Raw genomic sequence first — 22,063 nt, 5'->3', positions numbered from 1 at the left:
CTAAGCGGGATTTATAACTAATAGTCTTCAGGCTTGTGTTCACATTTGGTGACCGGCACATGTTCGGTAATTCCGTCTGCATGCAGGTTTTCATCTGAGAGGCGGAATATCCTGCGCACAAGCAACCGTATATCCTCAAATATAAGGTAAAAGGCCGGAACCAGCAGCAAAGTGATACCGGTAGCGAAGAGGATGCCGAACCCAAGGGAAACCGCCATGGGAATCAGGAACTTGGCCTGCCGGGATGTCTCAAGGATCATGGGTGCCAGCCCGCCGAAAGTAGTCAGGGTGGTCAGCAGAATAGGCCTGAAACGGGCCGTCCCCGCCTCCAGCACCGCATCGTAGGCGCAATGTCCCTTGCGCCGCTGGATGTTCACGTAATCAATGAAAACCAGCGAATCGTTGACCACAACCCCGGAGAGAGCCACAATTCCGAACAGGCTCATCAGACTCAGGCTGTAGCCCAGCAGGGCATGCCCGATAACCGCCCCCACAATGCCGAAGGGAATGCAGAGCATGACAATCAACGGCTGGAAGTAGCTGCGGAACGGAATCGCCAGTAATGCATAAATGCACATCATAGCCATGAGCAGCCCGGAAATAAGAGCTTCAGTACTTTCATTCATATCCGCCTGCTTACCCTCAAGGGAATAGCCCAGTCCGGGATAATCAGCCTTGAGCTGCGGCATCACGTTAGCCACCACATCGGAGACAATTTGCGAAGTCTCCTTACGCGGTTTTACATCCGCCTCAACAGAAATCACCCTGCGCCCGTTACGACGGTCAATGGAGGTATAAGCCCTGCCATCCTTGATTTTCACAACTTCACGCAGGGGCACATCAATTCCGTCCGGGGTGCGGATCATCAGCTCTTCAAAATCATATTTGGATGCCCGCTCCGCTTCGGGAAGCCGGACCATAACCTTGATTTCATTGCGCCCGCGCTGCTGACGCAGGACCTCGGCCCCGTAGTAAGAAGCGCGGATCTGGTTGGCTACATTTCGGGAAGTCAGTCCGAGGCTGCGTCCCGCAGGCAGGAGTTCAAAGTCCAGCTGTCTTTTACCCGGTGAATAGCCGGAATCAATATCCTTAACCTTGGGATACGCACTCAGGGCCTCGGCAAGATCTGCGGAAGCTTTTTTCAGAACTTCAATATCACTGTGGCTGAGTTCGATTTCAAGGGAGCTGCCCGAACCGGGACCGCCGCGGTCGGATTCAAACAAAACCGAATCGGCACCGGCAAGAGGGCCGAGTTCCCGACGCCACTGCTGTACAAATTCATCAGTATGGATCGGTCTTACATCGGAATCAGTCAAGAAGACCTGTACCTTGAAAACATGACTGCCGCTGGTGGAGCGTCTGCCTGAACCACCGATCTTGGCATAAATCCCTTCCACCAGTTGATCCCCGCCGTTTTCAGCAGCGACTCTCTCAGCGGCGGATACAGCTTTGGCCATAACCTGCTGGGTCACCTCTTTGGCTGTGCCGTAGGGAAGATCCACAGTCAGATAGGCGTAGTTGGATTCGATTTTAGGGAACATGGTAAAACCGAGCCGCCCACTCTGAATATAAGCAAATGAAAGGATCAGACAGGCAGCACCGAGAGCGACGGTAAGATAGCGCAGGGTAACTGCCCGATCCAGAAACGGCCTATAGGTCTTATGTACAAAACGAAGCAGTCCGTGAGAGATTCTCTGCTGGTAATGCAGGATGAATCCCATAATCTTTCCGGGTTCCCGTTCGCTGCCGTGCCCAAGGTGGGCGGGCAGCACAAACAGGGATTCCACCAGAGAGATAAAGAAGACACTACAGACCACCATGGGAATGACCTTAAAAATCTTGCCCATCACACCGGGTACGAAAAACATGGGCATAAAGGCAACAATATTGGTCAACACACTGAAAGTTACCGGCATGGCAATGCGTTTTGCACCTTCACAGGCCGCATCAATCCAGCTCATGCCCTGCTGACGCATGGTGTAGACATTTTCCCCGACCACGATGGCGTCATCCACCACAATACCGAGCGAGATGATGAAAGCGAACATGGAGATCATATTTATACTCGCACCGGCCGGAGCGAGTATCAGCATACCGCCCAAAAAGGAGATGGGAATCCCCATGGCCACCCAGAAAGCCAGCCTCGGTTCAAGGAACAGAGCCAGAAAAATAAAGACCAGTCCCAGCCCCATATAGGCGTTACGCAGCAGGAGATCCATACGTTCACGATAGACATCGGACATATCGTTACGCACTGCCACATGCACCCCGTCGGGCAGGCTGCGGTTATATTTCTCCAGCTGCGCATGTACGGCTTCAGAAACACCGATCGGAGTCTGGTCACCGATGCGGTAAACATCGACCCGCACCGCAGGATTGCCGTCAAAAGTGGTTATGATGTCTTCATTCTGGAAATCTTCTTTTACCACCGCAATATCTTCCAGCAGCACCTGTGTGCCGTCATCCCCGGTAACAATGGGGACACGGGCAAATTCACGGGCATAATCCCGGCGTTCCTTAAAACGGACCAGAATCTCCCCGCCCTCGGTCTTGATGCCGCCGCCGGGAAGTTCCACGGAAGTTTTGGCAAGAGCATCAGCCACTTCAGTCAGGGTTAAGCCGTAAGCCCGGAGCTTGTCCTGCGGAATTTCAATGGAAATCTGCAACCCGCTGACCTCGGACAACTCAACCTGTGTGATACCCGGATCGCCGATCAATTCTTCCCGCAACTGCTCGGCGACCTTGCGCAGGGACAAAGGATCGGTAGCCCCGTAAACCATAAGTGAAAGTACACTTCGTTTACGTGACGACACACTGATTATAGGGTCCTCTGCTTCCTCAGGAAAAGAGGTTATCCGGTCCACTTCACTTTTAATGTCGTCGTTGAGTTTTTGCAGGTCGTAACCTTCAATAGCTTCCGCGACAACGGTTCCCCCGCCTTCCGCTGCGGTACAGGCAACTTCCTTGACCCCGTCAAGACCGATAATCGCCTCCTCCACAGCCAGAACAATACCCTGCTCCACTTCTTCAGGGCTGGCCCCGCTGTAGGTCACGGATACGGTCACCGAATCCATAGTGAACTCAGGGAACACTTCCTGCTTGATGTTGAAGCCCATAACCAGCCCGCCGACCAGCAGAACAATCATCAGCAGGTTGGAGGCAACAGGGTTCCCGGCCATCCATGAAATAGGCCCTTTATTCTTATTCTGCTCAGCCATTGCTGTTCACCTTTTCACCTTTACCGCCTTGGCCCTTGCCGCCTTTAACTTTCTGCTTGGTAAAACCGGAACCGTTCTCACGCAGCTTCATATTCGGCAGGGGAGCTGAAATATCCGTAACAACCAGTTTCTCACCGGAAACAACGCCCTCATCCAGATAGATATAATCCTGATCACGCCATACCGGATCAACGCTTCTGATTTCCAGCAGACCGCCCTCTTTCATCACCCAGATTGTATTGTTGTCGCGAAAAGCTGTACGCGGAATAGCCACAACCTCTTCCAGACTGCCGGAATCGATGGAAACATTAACATAACTGCCCAGCAGCAGCGGACGCACTTCACCGCCCTTGAGATTCAGGGGATCTTTAACTGAAACAATTATCCGGGCCATGCGTCCTTTGGATTCAAGTGAAGGCAGAAGACGAAGCACCTGTCCTTCCCGTTCCACGGCAGTCTTGCCGCTCCCCATTACCACACGGGCTTTGGAACCTTTGAAACCGTTTTCCGCAGAGGGAATTTCTATATTGCCCAGACGGTCCACGGGAACAGACACAACCACCCAGAATTCATCAGTTCCCACCAGCGAGGCAATGGTTTCACCGAGACTCAGGTGCGCACCGAGATCGGCACTCTTGCTGACTACCATGCAGGCAAAAGGGGCCTTTACACGGGTCCGTCCGAGATCGATGCGGGCCTGCTGGAGCTTGGCTTTGGATGAAGAAAGGTCGGCCTGCGCCTTTTGCAGATGCGGTTTACGCAGGGCCAGTTCCGCTTCCTGCATGGTACCGCCAGAAGACTTCTTGAGCAGCTTCCACTCACGCCCGGCAACCCGCTGCTGCCCGCTTTCAAGCTTGAGATTATATTCGGCCTCGGTAACCACAGCCTGCTGCTGTTTTACTGCAAGCTCGTAATCAACCGGATCAATGCGCAGAACTTCCTGCCCTTCTGCAAAATATCCACCGGGGATAAAAGCATCACTCACCGCAATAACCTTACCGGAAACCTGCGGTTCCAGATTAATCTCACGGGCCGCTTCAACTGTACCCATGACCGGGGTCCAGACCTGAAAATCTTTAACTTCCAGCACACTTACATTAACCAGAGGAGCAGAAACAACCGGTGCCTTTTTCTTGGCCACAGGTTTGCTGGCAATAATGGCCTTGGCTCCGAGCACTGCTAATGCGACAACCAGCAACGGAAGGAGACCTTTAAGGCCGACCTGCTTCATATAATAAAATATTCTCTTAGCCATATCTAAATTCCCTCCTGCGCAGGAACGGGTTGTTTTTCAAATTGTTTCGCTGCTTCAACAACAGCCTCGTCGTCAGCTTCCGGCTTCAGCTCGGCCCCGTCTTCAAGGGAATCGGTCCATGTGCCTCCAAGAGCGCGGTACAGGGAAACCCGGTAACTGAGCAGGTCAGCCTCATCCTGAGCAATATTGATTTCAAGGTCATGCACGCTAACCAGTGCACTGAGCACAGGCAGGTAATCTTCGAGTCCCTGCAGATAGCGGGACCCTGCTTCATCAAGGTTAAGCTTTGCGGCCTGCAACTGGTTCTTACGGGCGGCAATATATTCATGCTGCCACTTTTCCTGCACCAGTGAATCCTGCACTTCCTTGAATGCAGTGTAGACCGTGTCCTTGTAGTTCAGCAGCCGCTCATCAACCACGGCCCTTGTGCGCTCGACCTCGGCCTTACGCTTGTAGCCGTCAAAGATCGGCCCGGTGATAGATGAAGCAAGAGAGGTCATCCAGCCGGAAAAAATATTTGCAAGCTGGGCACTGGAAAACATGGCCTCGGCTGAAAGAGTCATGGAAGGCAGACGGTCAGCCCTTGCGGCACTTACGGCCCAGTCCGCGGATTGCAGGTTCAGTCCTGCGGCGCGTACATCCGGGCGCATGGAAAGAAGATCAAAGGGAATTCCCAGTCCCGGCAGAACGGGCAGATCAGGAAAATCAGCAGTAGCCACATCAATGGCTCCGGCGGGTTTACCCAGCAGATAGGCCAGTTCATGCAGCTTCAGCTGCTCCTGGGATTCCACCGGAGGAATAAGGGCCCTTGTGCGGGCTGTGGTTTCCCGCTGCTGAAAAACATCAAGGGCGGTAGCAAGGGAGTTGCGGAAACGGAGTTCGATAAGTTCGAGGTAGGTTTCGTTGGTTTCCAGCTGTTTCTGATAAATGGCCTTTTTCTTGCGCTGCAACTGGATTTCCAGCCAGCGTTTGACCACTTCGGAAGCCACGGTCATGGCTGCGGAATTTACATCCTCACGAGAAGAAAGATAATCAAGCTCACCGGAAGCGGAGTTGGCCTCGATTTTTCCCCAGAGGTCTATTTCATATGATGCGGCCAGCCCCAGCTTGTGGGAATCACTGTCAGTGGCTCCCTTGGAACCTTCGGTGCCGTCATTGCCGGAACGGGAATTGGTATAGGTCCCGGAACCGTCCAGTTTGGGGTAAAGGTCGGCCCGCGACTTCACTGCCGTGGCCCGCAGCTGACGCAGCTTGGCCCAGGCGATACGTACATCAAAGTTGGCCTGCAGGGCCTCTTGCACCAGTCTGTTAAGCTCTTCATTATGAAAGCTTTCCCACCATTTGCCCGGCTCACGCGGTTCACTGGAGTAAAGTTCATATTTCGGAGGCACACCCAGAGTCAGGGTACTGCGCTGATCCGGCCTGAACGGAGAGCATGCGGAAAGCCCGAACAGGGCCAGCATACAGATCGCGGTTAATTTCAACTTTGTTGAGGACATATTTTTATTCTCCATTGCTTTCCATTTTCCATTCTAATACCCAGAAAGGTGCAAAAGAGTATTTTGCTGATGCTAAAAGTTGTAAACAAATGTAAAAATCGATCATTTCCCCTTCCACCAAAGGGACTGGATAGGTAGGCTTGAAAAATGGAACAACAACACCCCGTACTCATAGTTGATGATGATGCAAAACTCAGGGAACTGCTTACCCAGTATCTTGAAGGATACGGTTACGAGGTCGACACTCTTCCTTCCGGTGAAGGACTGGTCGAAAAAGTAAAAGAGACTTCACCGGGAATCGTCATTCTCGACATCATGATGCCCGGCAAGGACGGCCTTGAAGTGCTGCGTGAACTGCGCCCGCATTCCAACGTCCCGGTAATCATGCTCACTGCCAAGGGCGAGGATACCGACCGCATTGTCGGTCTTGAACTGGGCGCGGATGACTATATTTCCAAGCCCTTTAATCCCCGCGAACTGCTGGCCCGCATCAAAGCGGTGCTGCGCCGGGCACAGGAACCGGGCCGACCTTCAGAGCAGAATTCCGGAAATCTTAAAGTCGCCGGGGTGATTCTGCATCTGGCCCACCAGAAGCTGGAAATAGAAGGCGAATCAGTGGAACTTTCCTCCACGGAATACAAGCTGCTCAAGTCCTTGATGGATAATCCCGGCCAGCCCATGACCCGCGATGACCTGATGACCTCGGTCTGGGGCAAGGATTTCAACGCCTTTGACCGCAGTATCGACGTACATATCAGCAAGCTGCGCGCGCTCTTCAAACCCTACCCGGACCATGAATCCCGCATCAAAACCGTCTGGGGAACCGGATACATGTTTGTGAGCGAATAATGAAAATCAGCCGTACCTATCTCAAAATTTTTATTTCCTTCATGCTCGTGCTGCTAGTCTCTGAACTGATCATCTACGGCCTGCTGCACATGTCATGGGACAAAAGCCCGCGCGTCCACCACATGGAACGTCAGATTTTAACGGTAAAAAATCTCGTGGAAATGCAACTGGGCGAAAATCACACTTCTCCGGAACAGGAAAGAAGGCTGATCACTCCCCTGCTGAAAAACCTCAGCCTCTCTCTGGAGGCATACATATGGATAACCGGTCCGTACGGCGAGATCGTGGCCTCTTCAGCCCCCAAAATTCCGGATATGACCGAATTCACATCCGGGGAAACCGCAAGATCACGAGAAGGTATTTACGTCTATAAAAAGCGGAATGACGGCATGAAAAGCGTATACGGACTGTACACTGGCAAGCTTCCGATGGGATATCCATTCACCTACCATTTGTACCATTCCTTTCCCAAATTTGATGAGGAAAGCTGGTTCCTGCGGGCGCAATTAATCCTGACCGTCATTGCCGCCATCTTTCTCATCCCGGTATCAAGACGGGTCATCCGCCCGCTCAAGGAACTTACCGCCTCGGCAGCCAAAATGGGAAAAGGAGACCTTAAACAGCGGGTGGAAATCAAGGGTAAGGATGAAGTTGCCGAGCTGGGCAAAGCCTTCAACAACATGGCCGAAGGCTTGGAAAAAATGGTCAAATCCAGCCGCGAACTGACCGCCAATGTTTCTCATGAACTACGCAGTCCGTTGGCAAGGATGCGTATCTCCCTTGAAATGCTCAAGGAACGCATTGCGGACGGCAACACTTCCGGCTGCGATAACTTTGTGAACGGCATGCAGGCGGAAATAACCCACATGGACGAACTCATCGGCAGGATCATTGAATTTTCAAAGCTGGATATGCATAAACCTCCAGCCATGAATGAAACCGCTGACATGAAAGAGCTGCTCACCGAACTGCTGGAGCAGTACAAACATATTGCCGAGCGCAACAACCTGAAAGTTGAAACCGAACTTGCGGACCTCAAGCTTGCCGACTGCAACCGCAACGGCATCCGCATCATCATGGATAATATCCTCGGTAACGGCTTCAAATATACTGATCCAGGCGGAACCGTCTCAGTACGGATGTATGAACATGAAAACGGGGTGCGCATAGAAACCACCAACACCCACGCCCCCCTGCCTGAAGAAGAACTGGAAAATATATTCAGCCCCTTCCACCGTCTTAAGGCACAGGAAATCCCCGGTTCCGGTCTGGGGCTTGCCGCTGCGAAAAAAATTGTCCGTATCCACGAAGGAGAAATCCGGGCAGAGAATTGCGAGGAAGGATTTAAAATTATCGTCACAATACCAGCATAAAAATAAGCAGGCTAAAGACCAGGAAATTATCCGGCCCTGATCTTTGTTTTTTAAATCTAACTACATTATTCTAGATATTGCCAGCCAACTAGTATATTCTATAACAGCACTCAATTTCCAACATCTAAACAGCCGCATTACATAGGACATCAAAATATATGGATTAAAATGCGCCAATTCTGCCTTATATTACTTGTGCTGCTGGCATGTTCATTTCATCAATCTGCTGAAGCAGGCACCCAAAAAATAATCAGCGTTGCCGCAGTTCCCGGAACTGAAGAAGAGTATAGAAACTTCATAGATTCCAAGGGCGGCAATCCCCTTGCGGTCAATGATTTCAGTTCACTGCACGCTCACCGCTGGGTCCTAGCCCTGACGCTCATGCAGCAGGCCCTGTACAAAGGGGGGATGGATGCAAAATTATGTTTCATAACCTTCCCTAATTCCGCAAGATGTCTGGCCGAGGTAAAAAGCGGACGCACCCCCCTGCTGGCCTCAGATATGTGGGAAATCAACTTCGACGATTCAGTATACAAAACCCGTGCTATCATCCCCAAAGGATTCTTTGAAAAGGGTATTTACCATACTCTGCCCTCACCCTTGCCGAAATCAATCTCAACACTTTCCGAGCTGCAAAAATATACCCCGCTAATTGTTTCAGGCTGGGGAACCGACATCAGAGTCCTTAAGGAGATGGGCTTTGACAATATCATATATGCCCCCCACCACCTGCTTTTCGGAAAAATGCTGAGTAGGAAAAGAGCGGATTTCACCCTGCTTGAATTCAGCAAGGAAGATGATTTCAATTGGGAGATAGATGACCATCTCCTATATCCGGTCAAGGATGTAAAAGTAGTGTTTCCCTACAGCAGACATCTCATGGTCTCTAAACAACATCCGGATGGAGCGGATATTTTTAATGCCCTGCAAAAAGGTTTAAAAATACTGGATGAAGAGGGTACCCTAAAAAAGCACTGGAACAGGCAGGACAGAAAGACCCGCGAATAAAGGATTGGAAAATTATCTGGCCGGAGCAAAGTATAAAAGATATAAATCGGCAATGAACATCACTTTGCACTTCGAAATAAATAATATCGACTGGTTTAAGATAGCTGAAATTTTCGAGAAAGCACCGCTGGGCACCCGCGACCCGAAAAAACTGGCCCGGGCCGCAGCAAACAGCGCACTGGTCTGCTTTGCAAAGGACGGTGATGAATTCATCGGCTTTGCCCGCGCTATCAGCGACGGTGAATTTCAGGCCGCAATCTACGACCTCTGCATCCTCCCCGGATACCAGTCCCACGGACTGGGCAAAGAAATCATGACCTCCATGATGGAAAAACTCGGCCCGGTCAGCGTCATTCTCTATGCCGTACCGGGCAAGGAAGGATTCTACCGCAAACTCGGCTTCAAACCCATGACCACCGCTATGGGATGCTTTATCGATGAAGCCGGGATGATTGAGCGGGGGTATTTGGAGGGGTAAGAAAACTCCCGCCAGCACCAGCCAACGGGAGTTTCTTCATTCAACTAATTCCAATCAATTCTACTTCTTCCAGACCTTCATAAACTCAGCACTGCTCTTGCCTGAATCAATATGCTTGATCAGCGCGGAACCGAAGACTGCCGCATCAACCACTCCGTCCAGTTCCTTGAGCTGGGACGGTTCCTTGAGGCCGAAGCCGAGAGCTACCGGGATGTCAAAGACTTCCTGTGCTTTGGCGAGACCCAGCTTAACCTCCTCAGGCAGGGAAGCTGTTCCCCCGGTGGTACCCAGAACTGATACATAGTAGCAGAAGCCGTTTCCGCCCTTGGAGTAGAGAGCCATGCGTTCCTGTTCAGTATTAAGTCCCACCAGCGGGATGAGCGCGATGTCATACTTAGCAAGCATATCGCGGAATTCCACACCTTCCTCAAAAGGCAGGTCGGCGATAATCAGCCCGTTGACCCCGGCAGCACAGGCATCCTTGGCGAACTGCTCCAGACCGTACTGCAGTACCGGGTTGTAGTAACCCATGAGCAGCACTCCGGCGCTGATCTTGGCGCGGTGCTCGGAAAGCCCGGCCAGAATCCACCTCAGATCGATACCGTCCTCTAGGCATTTCAGGGATGCAGCCTCAACCACCGGACCGTCGGCCACGGGATCGGAAAAAGGCATGCCGATTTCAATTACATCCGCACCGTTTTCATCCAGTTCCAGAATCTCCTTCCAGAACTGGTCGCGGTTGGGGTATCCGCCGGGCAAGAACGGAATCAGTCCGATACGCCCTTCAGCCTTAGCTTCATTAATTTTATCTGCAAGTTTGGTAATACTCATTTTAAATTTTCCTCATTAGCCCATTAATCAGACACAGGCTGTTCAAAAATGGTGAGATGCTAGGCGCGAAAAAAGTTCAAGGCCGAAGCGTACTCCTCGTACGTGAGGATTTGAACTTTTTGAAGCAACGACGCAGATCGCCGTTTTTCAACAGCCTGACTATTTGGCATGTTCAGCAAGGTAATCTTCGAGAATGCCCATGTCCTTGTCGCCGCGACCGGACAGGTTCACAATTACGTTAGCGTCTTTGGGGATGGAATCCCGGTTCTCCAGCACCCATGCCACAGCATGTGAACTTTCCAGCGCGGGCAGGATGCCTTCCTTGCGGCAGAGCATCTGGAACGCGTTCAGTGCCTGATGGTCATTCACGGTGCCATACTGAGCGCGGCCTGATGCGTGCAGATGCACGTGCTCGGGGCCGACACCGGGATAATCCAGACCGGGAGCAATGGAGTGCGAAGGCAGGATCTGGCCTTCATCGGTCTGCAGCAGCAAAGTATTCATGCCGTGAAGCACTCCGGGGGTTCCCAGATTAATAGGTGCGGAGTTGGTGCAGCCCGGTTCCCCGGTTCCCGCAGCTTCTACGCCCACGATCTTGACCGACTCTTCCTGAACAAATTCGTGGAACATGCCGATGGCGTTGGAACCGCCGCCCACACAGGCTACGACCATGTAGGGAAGTTCCCCGGTCTTCTCCTTGAACTGTGCCTTGGCTTCACGGCCGATAATGGCCTGAAATTCACGTACCAGCAGCGGGAAGGGGTGCGGTCCCGCAGCAGTACCGAAACAATAGTGAGTTGTGCGCTGGTCGGCGATCCATTTACGCAGGGCAGCGTTAATGGCGTCTTTCAAAGTCTGGGTGCCGGATTCCACGGGTACGCATTTCGCGCCCAGCAGTTCCATGCGCCGGACGTTATGGGACTGGCGTTTCACATCCAGTGCGCCCATGTAGATTTCACAATCCAGATCAAGAAGGGCTGCGGCAGTTGCAGTTGCAACACCGTGCTGTCCGGCACCTGTTTCGGCCAGCAGCATGGGTTTGCCCATCATCTTGGTCAGCAAAGCCTGCCCCACGGTGTTGTTAACCTTGTGCGCTCCGGTATGGGCGAGGTCTTCACGCTTGAGCCAGAGGTTGAAACCCAGTTCGCGGGAGATGTTCGCGCAGTGGGTCAGCGCGGTGGGACGGCCTACGAAATCGGTCAGCAGTCTGGTGAATTCCTGCTGGAATTCGGCGGATTTCATGATCTTTTCCATGGCCTCTTCAAGTTCCAGCAGCGGCGGCATGAGCAGTTCAGGTACAAACTGTCCGCCGTAATCTCCAAAATATCCTCGTTTCATGATCTTATCCTTATTTAGATATGCCTTCGGCGACCCTGCCGGGGGCCTTAAACCCTTTTCCAAAAGGGTTTAAGAATCCCAAAACGTTTTAGTAGGGCTTTGCCGTTTTGTTTGACCAACCGTCATTGAATCAAAACGACCCGAAATACGTGTTAATATTTTCTACCGACCTATGGCTTCAAAAGCCGCAGCCAGTTTCTTTTCATCTTTTTTACCGGGTTCCGATTCCACGCCGGAATTTAAATCGACTCCGTTGGGTTCGGCTATAAACAATGCCTCTTTTAAATTATCGGCGGAGAGGCCACCCGCCAGCAGCCATGGACCCGGAATGGTTACATCTTTAAAAACATCGAAAGGTAATGATACCCCATGGCCTCCCCCGCAATTTCCGGCATCAAAGAGCATGTAGCTGCAATACGGTGCGAAACGGTCAATATCAGTCTGGAATTCTTTAACCGAATCATACTTCTGAGGCCAGAGCACTTTAATTACCCGCTCTTTACCTACAGTCTTGCAGAATTCTTCATTCTGTCCGCCGTGCAGCTGCGCAAAATCAAGTGCGCCGTTTTTCAGGATTTCAATCACTTCCGCCGCACTCTGCTTGACGAATACGCCTACTTTTTTTGCCCCCTCAGTTTTGATGGAACGGACAAAATCCGCATCCACATTGCGCGGGCTGGAAGGATGGAAAATGAATCCCAGAAAATCCGCGCCCAGCTCTTCGCACATGGCTGCATCTTCCACGGAAGTCATGCCGCAGACCTTGATCAGCAGGCTCATGACCGTCCCCCGGCAACCAGCTCGGCCAGCTTGGCCTGCGGGTCAGGACTGGACATAATCGAGGTGCCGATGAGCACGGTATCGTAACCCAATCCGTTCATCTGTGCGCAATCTTCAGGCTCACTGATTCCGCTGGCGCAGATCCAGATTTCGCCCCCGTCCTTCTGTTTGATGAATTCAATGGAACGGTTCATGTCGATGCCCAAGGTATCAAGGTCGCGGTTGTTGATCTGGATGATCCGCGCCCCGGCCTGCTTGGCCCGTTTGAGGTCGACTTCATCAAAGGCTTCCACCACCGCATCAAGACCTGCCGCATGGGTCTGCTCGATCATCTCTTTAAGATAACCGTCATCCGCGAACATACGCACGATGACCAGCAATGCCGAAGCCGGAGTCGCAAGAGTCTGCTCGATCTGCATCAGATCGGTCAGGAAATCCTTGCGCAACATGGGCAGTCCGCTGGGTTTAATCTCATCAAGATAGCTGAGATTACCCTTGAAGTATTCTTCCTCGGTAAGCACGGAAATAGCCGAAGCACCGCCCGCAGCGTACATTTTGGCAACATCCGCCGCGCTCAAGCCGAGGTTGATGTCACCCTTGGACGGGGAAGCCCGCTTGTATTCGGCAATGACCTTCAGCCCGGATTCATCCCGGCGGATGGCATCGGCAAAGGAAGCCCGCCCGCCCGCATAAGGGGTAAACGTTTTTCCTTCGGCCTGCATTTTAGCGAGCATGTCCAGCTCAGCCTGTTTTGCTTTTCTGAATTTATCCAGCATGGCTTAGTATTCCTTATCCACGCCCTGCGCGACTTTGGTCTTTGCTTTTTCCATACCTTCAGCCAGAGATACATTGTCCAGAATGGAGATTGCCGCGCCGAGGTTGATGGCAACCATATCGAGCATGGCCTGCGGTGCAGTTCCGGCCAGCACTTTGCGCATGGCTGCCAGTGCTTCATCCCGATTAGCCACCGCAACGTCTTCAGGTTTGGTCAGAGCAAATCCGTAATCCGCCGGATCAATCTTAACTTCGGTCAGTCCACCGTTTTCCACCAGAATGGTATCGTTCACACCAAAGGGGGTAAGTTCGTCAAAGTTGGCTGCCCCGTGAACAACGTAAGCCTTCTCAACATTGCTCAGTGCCAAAACCTCGGCCATGAGCCGCAGAATTTCCGGTCTGCCCACGCCCACAATCTGGTGGGTGGGACGAACGGGGTTCAGCAGGGGTCCCATGAGGTTAAACAGGGTCGGAATGCCCAGTTCTTTGCGGATGGGAGCGATCTTTGCGAAGGCAGGGTGGTAATTGGGGGCAAACAGGAACACAAATTTGTCCCGCAGCAGCACATCACGCGCATCATTTACATCCACTTCCAGCGAAATACCCATGGCCTCCAGCACATCAGCACTGCCGCAGGTGGAAGAAACCGCCCGGTTGCCGTGTTTGGTAACAAGGTAGCCCATGTCGGCAAGGTAAAGTGACACCGCAGTGGAGCAGTTAAAGCTGTTGGAGCCGTCACCGCCGGTTCCGACGGTATCGATGCATTTGCTGTTAATACCCTTGATCAGCTTGGCTTCACGCAGGGCCGCACGCACTCCCGCTGCAACTTCCACCGCTTTTTCACCTTTGATTCTAAGGCCCATGAGCAGTGCGCCCGCTTGGGCCTGAGTCATTTCACCGGAAAAGAGTTCCTCAAAGACCGCATCAGCCTGTTCAGTGGTCAGGTCCTGACCTGCGCTCAGTGCAGTCAGTGCTTCTGTTACTATCTGTGACATATTAATATCCTCGTGTATGCGAAGCTTAATAAAAGTTTTAGGAGAGTCCAGAGAACCCTTTTCCAAAAGGGTTCTTTGGCCGCCGGAGGCATGCCTTTAAATATTTCCATCCAAAAAGTTCTTCAGCAGCTTCGGACCATCCGGGGTCAAAATAGACTCCGGGTGGAACTGCAAGCCTGTCCACGGACGGTCTTTATAACGCAAGCCCATGACTTCATCCTGATCAGTCCATGCGGTCAGCTCCAGCTTGTCCGGGGCTTCGTCCACGTTGACCACCAGTGAATGGTAGCGGCAGACGTTGAACGGATTATCCAGTCCAGTGAAAATGCCTTCATTCTTGTGATGAATGTCAGAAGTCTTGCCATGCATGATCCGCCCGGCGCGAACAACAGAAGCCCCTCCGAAATGGCCGAGGGTCTGGTGACCGAGACAGACGCCGAGTACCGGAATTTCCTTGGGCAGCCGGGAGAGGAACTCAAGGGACAGCCCTGCGTTTTCCGGGTTGCTCGGTCCGGGGGAAAGAACAACCCGCTCCAGCTTGCCGGATTCGGCCAGCTCGAGGATTTCCTCACGGTCATTGCGCAGCACCAGCGGATCAGCACCGAGCTGCTGGAAAGCCTGCACCAGATTGAAGGTGAAAGAATCAAAATTATCTACGAGTAAAAACATCACCGCCCTCCGACTGCAGAATTTCCTTCAGAACCCTTGCCTTGTTGTTGCATTCCTTCCATTCCATTTCAGGATCGGAATCATAAACGATCCCGGCCCCGGCCTGCCAATGGCACTTGCCGTCCCGAATCCACATGGAACGGATGGTGATCCCGGTATCAAGGTTCACGGTATCCTTGTCCAGACCGATGAAACCGATGCAGCCGCCGTAAGGCCCGCGCGGAACTTCCTCAATCTCGGAGATTATTTCCATGGCCCGGATTTTCGGGGCACCGGAAAGGGTTCCCGCCGGGAAGGTGGCCTGCAAGACGTCGATGGCATCGTGATCGTCACGCAGGTCCGCTTCCACGTAGGAAGTAATATGCATAACGTGGCTGAAGTATTCGATCTGCTTGAATTTCTCCACAGAAACGGAACCGGGTTTGGCAATACGTCCGAGATCGTTGCGGCCGAGATCGACCAGCATGACATGTTCGGCAATTTCCTTGGGATCTGCGAGCAGCTCCTCAGCAAACTTGCGATCCCCGGCAGCATCCTTGCCGCGCGGACGGGTTCCGGCGATGGGCCGTACTTCCAGCCTGCCCTTTTCGCAGCGGGCCATGACTTCCGGGGATGAGCCGAGCAGAATTTCTTCGCGGCTGAACTTCATATAAAACATGAACGGAGAAGGATTGGCCTGACGCAGTCGGCGGTAGAGATCAAAGGAATTGCCGCTGAACGGCGCAGAGAAACGGGTGGAAAGGACCACCTGAATGCACTCACCGTCGGCAATCAGATCCTTAACCTTGTTGACCCCTTCCATATATTTTTCTTTACCCGGAACAGCCACCGGATCACCGACCTTGGTAGGTTCGCAGGTTGCGCCGAAAACCGGAGGGGTAAACTCAAGGTCAGCGTCTTTATCAATGGAAAGGAAACAGCAGCTGTGCTTGAGGTGATCAAAAAGAACAACCTTACCGGGCAGAGCCAGCTTCACTTCCGCGTCATCAGCGGGCAGCTTGTCTTTAAGCTTCGGCTCCAGCATCCCCGCGATACCGTAACCCAGTGTGCCGTAGAGACCACGGGTCAGAGCAGGCAGTTCACCCACTTCCGGCTGAGGTGTCAGGTGCAACGCCTTCATGACTGCACGCATGCCGTCCAGAAAATCCATACCGGAATAGGAAGCCAGCCCGGCAAGACGGGAATCCGCACACTCCACAGACAGCTTGCCGTTTACCGGCGCAAGCTTGAGCCTGAAATCCCAGGCGATGAGACTGTAACGTCCCATACGTCCGTCAACCTCGGCACTTTCCAGTAGAATCCCCGACGCATCGCCCACCAAGCCTAAGTAAAGGCTGATCGGGGTCTGCGTATCAGCCGGCAACCATTTGCCGTACTGGGTAAGTTCAATTTTCATTTTAGCTCCATGTTGATCTATAGATGCCTTCGGCGACCCTGCCGGGGGCCTTAAACCCTTTTACAAAAGGGTTTAAGAATCCCAAAAACTTTTATTAACGCTTCGCGTCTTTTTATCCTGAAAGACTGCTTGTATTTTCAGGGCGGCGAAGCCCTAATAAAAAGTTTTGAAGAGTCCAGAGAAACTTTTCCAAAAGTTTCTTTGGCCGCCGGAGGCATCTTTGTTCTATTGTAACTACTCACACCAATTTTACATATAAAAAAAGCCGCGTTCAGGGAGAACGCGGCTTTTACTTTTTAGATGCACTTCTCCCTAGGTATTGTTTTCACGCCACCACCAGGAAGCACGGTCTGCAAGCAGATCCATGTCACCTGCGGCTGCAAGGGAGAGAAAAGAACGGAACAGACGGGTCGCTTCCTGACTGTACTGGTTGGCGTCAGTGATTGTCCCGAATAGATCGCTGTCCTGAGTAACCATCTTACGCGCGGATTCCAGTCTGCGCTTAAAAGAGGGGGTTACAAATTTTTTGATATTGGGAATTTCCCGTGAACAGGCCAGAAAGGCGATGGTTGAACTGAAGTTCAGGGCCTGAATCATGGCCATGGCCTTGTCGTGCTCTTCAACGGAAGATTCAAACGCTCCGAAACCGAGACGCTGGAAAAAATCCTGCACTGCCAGCATGGAAGAACGGTCTTCCTCCCGCTCGGCAACAAGGGCCACGGTGGGTTCGAAATCAGTGGGAATAATTGGTCCGAAGAGCGGATGGGTGCCGACCACGGGACCATCATAGGAACGCAGCATCTGCTGCACCGGACGGCCTTTTACCGAACCCACGTCAGAAAGGATCGCGCCCTTCTTCATATGCGGGATGACCACGGGCAACACCTCGTCCATGACCGTCACCGGGATACACAGGATAACCAGATCGGTATCCGGCAGACGGCGGGCCATCTTCTCCTCATCCAGCGGTGTGTCGAAACGGTAGACCATCAGTCCGGCCCGTTCGGCAGTGAGCGCGAGGAAGCCCCCCATCTGGCCGCGAGACCCGACGATGGCTACACTATGAATTTTTTCAAACTCGCACTCCATGACTAACAACCGTTTCCTTTTTTAACTTTATCCCATTCATCCCAGAAACCGGGGAAGGATTTGGCAACACAGCCGGGTTCTTCGGGAATGGATTCAATGCCTGCCAGCGCGAAAATAGCGGTACACATGGCCAGGCGGTGATCATCGTAAGTGGTGAAGACAATGCGTTCGCCCTTCTTGAGCGGAGCCGGGATGATGGTGATGGAATCATCGGTGATCTCGGCCTTGCCGCCCGCGCGCATGACCTCGGCAGCACTAGCTTCGAGGCGGTCGCATTCCTTGATGCGCAGGTGGGCTACATTGGTGATGGTGGTGGGGCTGTCCGCAAAAGAGGCAACCACAGCCACAGTGGGAACGAGGTCGGGACATTTACCCATGTCCACTTCCACGCCGTGAAGCTTGGAAGGATACACAGTTACGCTGTGATCGTCACTCTCAATCTTCGCGCCCATGGATTGAAGGATGTACATGATTGCCTTGTCACCTTGAAGTGAATTTACGTTCATTCCTTCAATCTTCACAGGATTGTCACCTACAGCCCCGGCAGCGAGGAAGTAGGAAGCGTTGGACCAGTCACCTTCCACCCGGTATTCATCACGCTCGAACTTGGAAGGCTCGACCACGAAACGGATTTCACCGGGAACAACCTTCTCAACTTTTCTCCAGTCGACCTTCTTCCATTCGCCGTCCTGCCTGCTCTGAACCTCGAATTTAACCCGGAAATCTTCCATTACGTTCAAAGTAAGAGCAACATAGGGCCATGAAACAGCCTTTTTGCCTATTATATTAATGATGGTGGTTTCATCGGCAAGCGGCGCGCCCAGCAGCAGGCCGGAAACATACTGGCTGGACTCCTCAAGTGAAATATCAATTTCCCTGCCCTTGAATCCATTGGCCTCAAGAGTTACCGGAGGATAACCTTCCTTATCGGAAAAAGTAACCTTCACATCCTGAGATTCCAGCGCGCTGGTGAGTGCCCCGATGGGACGGTCATGCATGCGCGGGGTTCCCTGCACCCGGAAAAGCCCTTTACCTGCTCCGGCCAAGGCTGTGATCAAACGGCAGGTGGTGCCGGAATCACGCATTTCCAGAACCGCAGGTTCCTTATCGCCGCCCTTGGGACCGCCATCCATACCCGTTACGGTAGTGGCTGTTCCATCAATATTGAACTGCGCGCCCATGGTGGACAGACAATCCATGGTCCGGTTGATATCGTTGCTGTCCAGCGGATCAAGGACAACAGTATTTCCATCAGACAATGCCCCGGCGATGAGTGCCCTGTGCGAAAGCGACTTGGATGAGGGGGCTTTAATTACGATCACGTTTTCAGAAGTCATTTTATATAGTTCCTGACTATTTCTAGTCTATTAAATTTATTTAATTAAATCTTACCGCCGTCTTGTGCGCCTGCGGGGTAGCTGCCCAGTATTTTAAAGGTCAGGCAGCGGGTTTTAAGATCTTCGATGAGCGAAGCGTGTTCTTCGGCTCCAAGATCGCCTTGCAGATCGACGAAAAACATATACTTCCACTTTTCGCCAAGGGCGGGACGCGATTCAAGCTTGGTCATGTTGATATCATGGCCTGAAAGCTCGTTGAGGACTTCCACCAGCGCACCGGGACGATCCGGGGTGGTGAAAAGGAGTGAAGTCTTATCGCGTTTGCCTTCCTGACCTGGCTTGGGTCCGATAATGAGAAAACGGGTCCAGTTATCGGGCAGGTCTTCAATGGCTTCGGCTGTAACATGCAGACCGAAGAGGTTTGCCAGCTTTACATGACCTACAGCGGCTACAGGTTCGTTACTTTCTGAAACCATCTGGGCAGCCTTGGCAGTGGATTCCACAGACACGAGCTCTGCGCCGGGCATATTGGCACGCAGCCACCCGGTGCATTGCTCAAGTGCCTTGGAGTGTGAATAGACAGTTTTGATCTCGCTGATGTCGGCACCCTTGGTCATAAGTCCGTGGCTGATGCGATGATACAGCTCGGCCTGAATGAACACCGGGTAACGCATAAAGAGGTCAACGTTCTGTCCGACCGTTCCCTTGAGCGAATTTTCAAGGGGAATGATGCCGAGATCGGCCTCGCCCTTGGAAACGGCCACAAAAATATCTTCAAAATTGTTCTTGGGGAGCAGGTCGGCCTGACGTCCCATGTGCTGCAGTCCGGCAAAATATGAGAATGTCCCTTCGGGGCCTAGATAGACCACGCGCTCAGGCCGCTGCAGCCTGCGGGAGGAAGAAATAATTTCGCGATAAATTGCTTCAAGGTGCTCAGGCGGGAGAGTCCCGGGGTTGCGGTCGATGAGGCCGCGCAGGACTTCCTGCTCCCGGAAAGGCTTGAAAATCTGGTCAGATGATCCGGCCTTGATTGCTCCTACTGCGAGAGACGCAGCGGCACGCTTATTGAGAAGCTCTAAGATTTCACTGTCGAGGGAATCGATTTCCACCCGCAGATCACCGAGATTTTTTTTGCTGGACTGTGACATTTTATTATTAATCCTCTGAAATTTCTTCTTTGATGCGCATGCCGAAGTGACGGCCCGCTTCATCCATGCGGCAAAGAACTTCGTCGCCTTCTTTCAGTGTTACCACACTTACAGGCTCACCGTCACCGCTGACTACACGAATGGTTTCCGCATTCTGAAGGAAGACCTTTCCGGAAACCGGACCTTCGGGGGTCTGGACCTCGGCGGTGATAAGAAGCATGGGACGGACTTCAAGCTTGCTGCGACCCACAACTGCCACAGAAGTTTCGCCGGACTTATCGACCACAAGAACCTCGGAACCGGAACGCAGTTCTTCAAGATAAGTGGTCTTGTCGCCGGGCAGAATGGCGTAGGCATGAACAGCCCCGGCATTCACCCGGAAAGGACGCGCGGCAACGTAAGGGTTGGATTCGGTCTCAGCATGTACGAGAAAGGTGAAGGCGGAAGAATTTCCGGTCAGGATTCCCTGTCCTTTCTTGAGCTTGGAGGTGGTATCGACGCAGACCCGGTGAGCGAGTCCGGCGGATTCGATTTTGGTAACTGTTGCTTTCTGAAGTTCCATCTTGCCCTGCGAGAGTTTCAGTTCGGCGACGATCTGCTTGAGATCGGCAGCCCCTTCGGGAGTGACCACGATTGAGTCGGCACCGCGCTCCATTACGCTGGCAGCCAGTCTTGCACGGTCAAGGGATTCAGCTTCAAGGGTGAGGGAGTCGATCTGGGCGAGCAGGTTTTCAACCGGGATAATTTCCCAGCCTGCAGCGAGACAGACATCTTTGCCTTTTTTGTCAAGATCAACCGCAACAGCTTCATCCGCCTTTTCGTTGATGGCTACGCAGGGCATATCATCAGGGGTGATGACAGTTACCCGGCCGAGGGATTCCACGGCTTCCTTGTCTTCCGGGGAAGTGAGGATCGCATCCACTCCGGACTCAAGGGCAAGGCTGAGCAGTTTTTTATCGAAGGGGATCGCTTTATAAATAATTTTTTTCATTTTCCTGTTCCTGAGCTTTATGAGCGTGAACTATTCGCCGATGTGAGCGAGAGCGTTATCAACAGTTTCGTCTTCGTGAACAACCATGTGCAGGGCTTCCATCAGCTTAACGCGGTTTTCATGCTGGAAGACATTGCGGCCGACAGAAAGTCCGGCACCGCCGGCTTCGATAGAATCGGAAACCATCTGCAGGAAATCGCGGGTGGAATCGAGCTTGGGACCGCCTGCAATCACAACCGGGATGCAACAGCCTTCAACCACGTCTTTGAAAGTTTCAATGTCTCCGGTGTAGGGAACTTTTACGATATCGGCACCCAGTTCTTCACCTGCACGGGCGCAGTGGGCCACAACTTCGGGATCGAATTCGTCTTTAACCAAGGGTCCGCGAGCGTAAACCATTGCCAGAACCGGAACACCCCAGCTGGTGGCGGCGGAAGCGACTTCACCGAGATCGGAAAGCATCTGCGCTTCAGCTTCATCACCGAGATTTACGTGGACGGAAACAGCGTCCGCGCCGAGACGAAGTGCGTCTTCAACAGTGCCGACCAGAGTTTTCTTGTTGGGCAGCGGGGAAAGACAGGTGGATGCGGACAGATGAACGATGAGACCGACGTCGCCGCCTTCTTCGCGGTGGGAGCAGCGGACGAGACCCTTGTGCATGAGCACTGCATTGGCTCCGCCTTTGACCATATCGTTAACTGCCCGGCGCATGGAACGAAGACCTTTCAGGGGGCCGACACTGATACCGTGGTCCATGGGAACAACGATTGTCCGGCCTGTATTGCGGTTAACTATCCGCTCCATTCTTACGCTTTTACCAATCTGCATTTTAAATTCTCCGTCAGGTTTGCCTCTAAGTTCTCCAAGTACCGCTTCCCTTTCTGGCGACCCGTGTAACAAAAAAAGGGCCGCCGGCGAGTTCTCGCCTGCGGCCCTTCTGTAGAGGTCGTTTGCTATGCTACTTTTTTACTTTTCGTACAAGCAAACCTCCACCCGACCACAAGCGTGGGTGCACCAAAAATAAAAAAAGTAAAA

The 22,063-nt window shown here is 52.6% G+C and carries 19 protein-coding genes; 4 read left to right on the top strand and 15 right to left on the bottom strand.

Annotated features, from left to right (window positions below):
* Window positions 1-17 precede the first annotated feature (17 nt).
* From FMR86_RS18730 to FMR86_RS18720, 3 genes are read right to left on the bottom strand one after another with little or no spacing between them, the layout of a single operon-like run.
* Entirely contained in the window at window positions 18-3,218 is a 3,201-nt protein-coding gene (locus FMR86_RS18730) for an efflux RND transporter permease subunit (RefSeq protein ID WP_163352929.1), read from the bottom strand.
* Window positions 3,211-4,473, bottom strand: coding sequence for an efflux RND transporter periplasmic adaptor subunit (locus FMR86_RS18725; RefSeq protein ID WP_163352928.1), 1,263 nt, complete (start codon window positions 4,471-4,473; stop codon window positions 3,211-3,213). Before FMR86_RS18725 ends, FMR86_RS18730 begins: the two co-directional genes overlap by 8 nt.
* A 2-nt stretch (window positions 4,474-4,475) precedes the next feature.
* Window positions 4,476-5,972, bottom strand: a complete 1,497-nt coding sequence (locus FMR86_RS18720; RefSeq protein WP_163352927.1) for an efflux transporter outer membrane subunit — start codon at window positions 5,970-5,972, stop codon at window positions 4,476-4,478.
* A 147-nt stretch (window positions 5,973-6,119) separates the two neighbouring features.
* Between FMR86_RS18720 and FMR86_RS18715 the strand changes: the two genes are divergently transcribed.
* From FMR86_RS18715 to FMR86_RS18700, 4 genes are all read left to right on the top strand, one after another.
* Entirely contained in the window at window positions 6,120-6,821 is a 702-nt protein-coding gene (locus FMR86_RS18715) for a response regulator (protein WP_163352926.1), read from the top strand.
* Window positions 6,821-8,194 (top strand): cell wall metabolism sensor histidine kinase WalK, encoded by a 1,374-nt coding sequence (locus FMR86_RS18710; protein WP_163352925.1) that lies wholly within the window; start codon window positions 6,821-6,823, stop codon window positions 8,192-8,194. The genes FMR86_RS18715 and FMR86_RS18710 overlap by 1 nt, the downstream gene beginning before the upstream one ends.
* A 168-nt stretch (window positions 8,195-8,362) precedes the next feature.
* A complete protein-coding gene (locus FMR86_RS18705; protein WP_163352924.1) occupies window positions 8,363-9,202 on the top strand; it encodes a hypothetical protein in 840 nt (279 codons plus the stop codon).
* A 52-nt stretch (window positions 9,203-9,254) separates the two neighbouring features.
* Entirely contained in the window at window positions 9,255-9,680 is a 426-nt protein-coding gene (locus tag FMR86_RS18700) for a GNAT family N-acetyltransferase (protein WP_163352923.1), read from the top strand.
* Between the two features lie 60 nt (window positions 9,681-9,740).
* Here the strand turns inward: FMR86_RS18700 and trpA are convergent, their stop codons facing one another.
* The 12 genes from trpA to FMR86_RS18640 form a co-directional block, all read right to left on the bottom strand.
* On the bottom strand, window positions 9,741-10,511 hold the full coding sequence (gene trpA, locus FMR86_RS18695) for a tryptophan synthase subunit alpha (protein WP_163352922.1): 771 nt from the start codon (window positions 10,509-10,511) through the stop codon (window positions 9,741-9,743).
* Window positions 10,512-10,670: 159 nt separating this feature from the next.
* A complete protein-coding gene (trpB, locus tag FMR86_RS18690; RefSeq protein WP_163352921.1) occupies window positions 10,671-11,849 on the bottom strand; it encodes a tryptophan synthase subunit beta in 1,179 nt (392 codons plus the stop codon).
* A 162-nt stretch (window positions 11,850-12,011) separates the two neighbouring features.
* Window positions 12,012-12,629, bottom strand: coding sequence for a phosphoribosylanthranilate isomerase (locus tag FMR86_RS18685; RefSeq protein WP_163352920.1), 618 nt, complete (start codon window positions 12,627-12,629; stop codon window positions 12,012-12,014).
* Window positions 12,626-13,405: an indole-3-glycerol-phosphate synthase gene (locus tag FMR86_RS18680; protein WP_163352919.1), complete on the bottom strand. Its 780-nt coding sequence runs from the start codon at window positions 13,403-13,405 to the stop codon at window positions 12,626-12,628. Before FMR86_RS18680 ends, FMR86_RS18685 begins: the two co-directional genes overlap by 4 nt.
* Window positions 13,406-13,408: 3 nt before the next feature.
* Window positions 13,409-14,398 carry an anthranilate phosphoribosyltransferase gene (gene trpD, locus FMR86_RS18675; RefSeq protein ID WP_163352918.1) on the bottom strand — a complete coding sequence of 330 codons (990 nt, stop codon included), beginning with the start codon at window positions 14,396-14,398 and terminating at the stop codon, window positions 13,409-13,411.
* A 96-nt stretch (window positions 14,399-14,494) separates the two neighbouring features.
* Complete coding sequence (locus FMR86_RS18670; RefSeq protein ID WP_163352917.1) at window positions 14,495-15,067, bottom strand: aminodeoxychorismate/anthranilate synthase component II; 573 nt, start codon at window positions 15,065-15,067, stop codon at window positions 14,495-14,497.
* Window positions 15,048-16,463, bottom strand: a complete 1,416-nt coding sequence (locus FMR86_RS18665; RefSeq protein ID WP_163352916.1) for an anthranilate synthase component I family protein — start codon at window positions 16,461-16,463, stop codon at window positions 15,048-15,050. Before FMR86_RS18665 ends, FMR86_RS18670 begins: the two co-directional genes overlap by 20 nt.
* 312 nt (window positions 16,464-16,775) lie before the next feature.
* A complete protein-coding gene (locus tag FMR86_RS18660; RefSeq protein ID WP_163352914.1) occupies window positions 16,776-17,552 on the bottom strand; it encodes a prephenate dehydrogenase/arogenate dehydrogenase family protein in 777 nt (258 codons plus the stop codon).
* A 2-nt stretch (window positions 17,553-17,554) separates the two neighbouring features.
* Window positions 17,555-18,889 carry a 3-phosphoshikimate 1-carboxyvinyltransferase gene (aroA, locus tag FMR86_RS18655; RefSeq protein WP_163352913.1) on the bottom strand — a complete coding sequence of 445 codons (1,335 nt, stop codon included), beginning with the start codon at window positions 18,887-18,889 and terminating at the stop codon, window positions 17,555-17,557.
* A 44-nt stretch (window positions 18,890-18,933) separates the two neighbouring features.
* Complete coding sequence (pheA, locus tag FMR86_RS18650) at window positions 18,934-20,037, bottom strand: prephenate dehydratase (RefSeq protein ID WP_163352912.1); 1,104 nt, start codon at window positions 20,035-20,037, stop codon at window positions 18,934-18,936.
* 7 nt (window positions 20,038-20,044) lie between these two features.
* Window positions 20,045-21,028: a 3-dehydroquinate synthase II family protein gene (locus tag FMR86_RS18645; RefSeq protein WP_163352911.1), complete on the bottom strand. Its 984-nt coding sequence runs from the start codon at window positions 21,026-21,028 to the stop codon at window positions 20,045-20,047.
* Window positions 21,029-21,058: 30 nt separating this feature from the next.
* On the bottom strand, window positions 21,059-21,856 hold the full coding sequence (locus FMR86_RS18640; RefSeq protein WP_163352910.1) for a 2-amino-3,7-dideoxy-D-threo-hept-6-ulosonate synthase: 798 nt from the start codon (window positions 21,854-21,856) through the stop codon (window positions 21,059-21,061).
* Window positions 21,857-22,063: the final 207 nt, after the last annotated feature.

Source organism: Desulfovibrio sp. JC010, assembly GCF_010470675.1.
Lineage (GTDB): Bacteria > Desulfobacterota > Desulfovibrionia > Desulfovibrionales > Desulfovibrionaceae > Maridesulfovibrio.
Note: the sequence above shows the minus strand (reverse complement) of the source record. Positions and strands in the feature narration are given on the sequence as shown.

Bases quoted from the DNA above. Each gene is read 5' to 3' on its own strand.
- trpB (WP_163352921.1), bottom strand. From the start codon at position 11,849: ATGAAACGAGGATATTTTGGAGATTACGGCGGACAGTTTGTACCTGAA.
- FMR86_RS18715 (WP_163352926.1), top strand. From the start codon at position 6,120: ATGGAACAACAACACCCCGTACTCATAGTTGATGATGATGCAAAACTC.
- FMR86_RS18730 (WP_163352929.1), bottom strand. From the start codon at position 3,218: ATGGCTGAGCAGAATAAGAATAAAGGGCCTATTTCATGGATGGCCGGG.
- FMR86_RS18700 (WP_163352923.1), top strand. From the start codon at position 9,255: ATGAACATCACTTTGCACTTCGAAATAAATAATATCGACTGGTTTAAG.
- trpA (WP_163352922.1), bottom strand. From the start codon at position 10,511: ATGAGTATTACCAAACTTGCAGATAAAATTAATGAAGCTAAGGCTGAA.
- FMR86_RS18645 (WP_163352911.1), bottom strand. From the start codon at position 21,028: ATGAAAAAAATTATTTATAAAGCGATCCCCTTCGATAAAAAACTGCTC.
- FMR86_RS18685 (WP_163352920.1), bottom strand. From the start codon at position 12,629: ATGAGCCTGCTGATCAAGGTCTGCGGCATGACTTCCGTGGAAGATGCA.
- FMR86_RS18680 (WP_163352919.1), bottom strand. From the start codon at position 13,405: ATGCTGGATAAATTCAGAAAAGCAAAACAGGCTGAGCTGGACATGCTC.
- FMR86_RS18725 (WP_163352928.1), bottom strand. From the start codon at position 4,473: ATGGCTAAGAGAATATTTTATTATATGAAGCAGGTCGGCCTTAAAGGT.
- FMR86_RS18720 (WP_163352927.1), bottom strand. From the start codon at position 5,972: ATGTCCTCAACAAAGTTGAAATTAACCGCGATCTGTATGCTGGCCCTG.
- FMR86_RS18670 (WP_163352917.1), bottom strand. From the start codon at position 15,067: ATGTTTTTACTCGTAGATAATTTTGATTCTTTCACCTTCAATCTGGTG.
- FMR86_RS18705 (WP_163352924.1), top strand. From the start codon at position 8,363: ATGCGCCAATTCTGCCTTATATTACTTGTGCTGCTGGCATGTTCATTT.
- aroA (WP_163352913.1), bottom strand. From the start codon at position 18,889: ATGACTTCTGAAAACGTGATCGTAATTAAAGCCCCCTCATCCAAGTCG.
- trpD (WP_163352918.1), bottom strand. From the start codon at position 14,398: ATGTCACAGATAGTAACAGAAGCACTGACTGCACTGAGCGCAGGTCAG.
- FMR86_RS18710 (WP_163352925.1), top strand. From the start codon at position 6,821: ATGAAAATCAGCCGTACCTATCTCAAAATTTTTATTTCCTTCATGCTC.
- FMR86_RS18660 (WP_163352914.1), bottom strand. From the start codon at position 17,552: ATGGAGTGCGAGTTTGAAAAAATTCATAGTGTAGCCATCGTCGGGTCT.
- FMR86_RS18640 (WP_163352910.1), bottom strand. From the start codon at position 21,856: ATGCAGATTGGTAAAAGCGTAAGAATGGAGCGGATAGTTAACCGCAAT.
- FMR86_RS18665 (WP_163352916.1), bottom strand. From the start codon at position 16,463: ATGAAAATTGAACTTACCCAGTACGGCAAATGGTTGCCGGCTGATACG.
- pheA (WP_163352912.1), bottom strand. From the start codon at position 20,037: ATGTCACAGTCCAGCAAAAAAAATCTCGGTGATCTGCGGGTGGAAATC.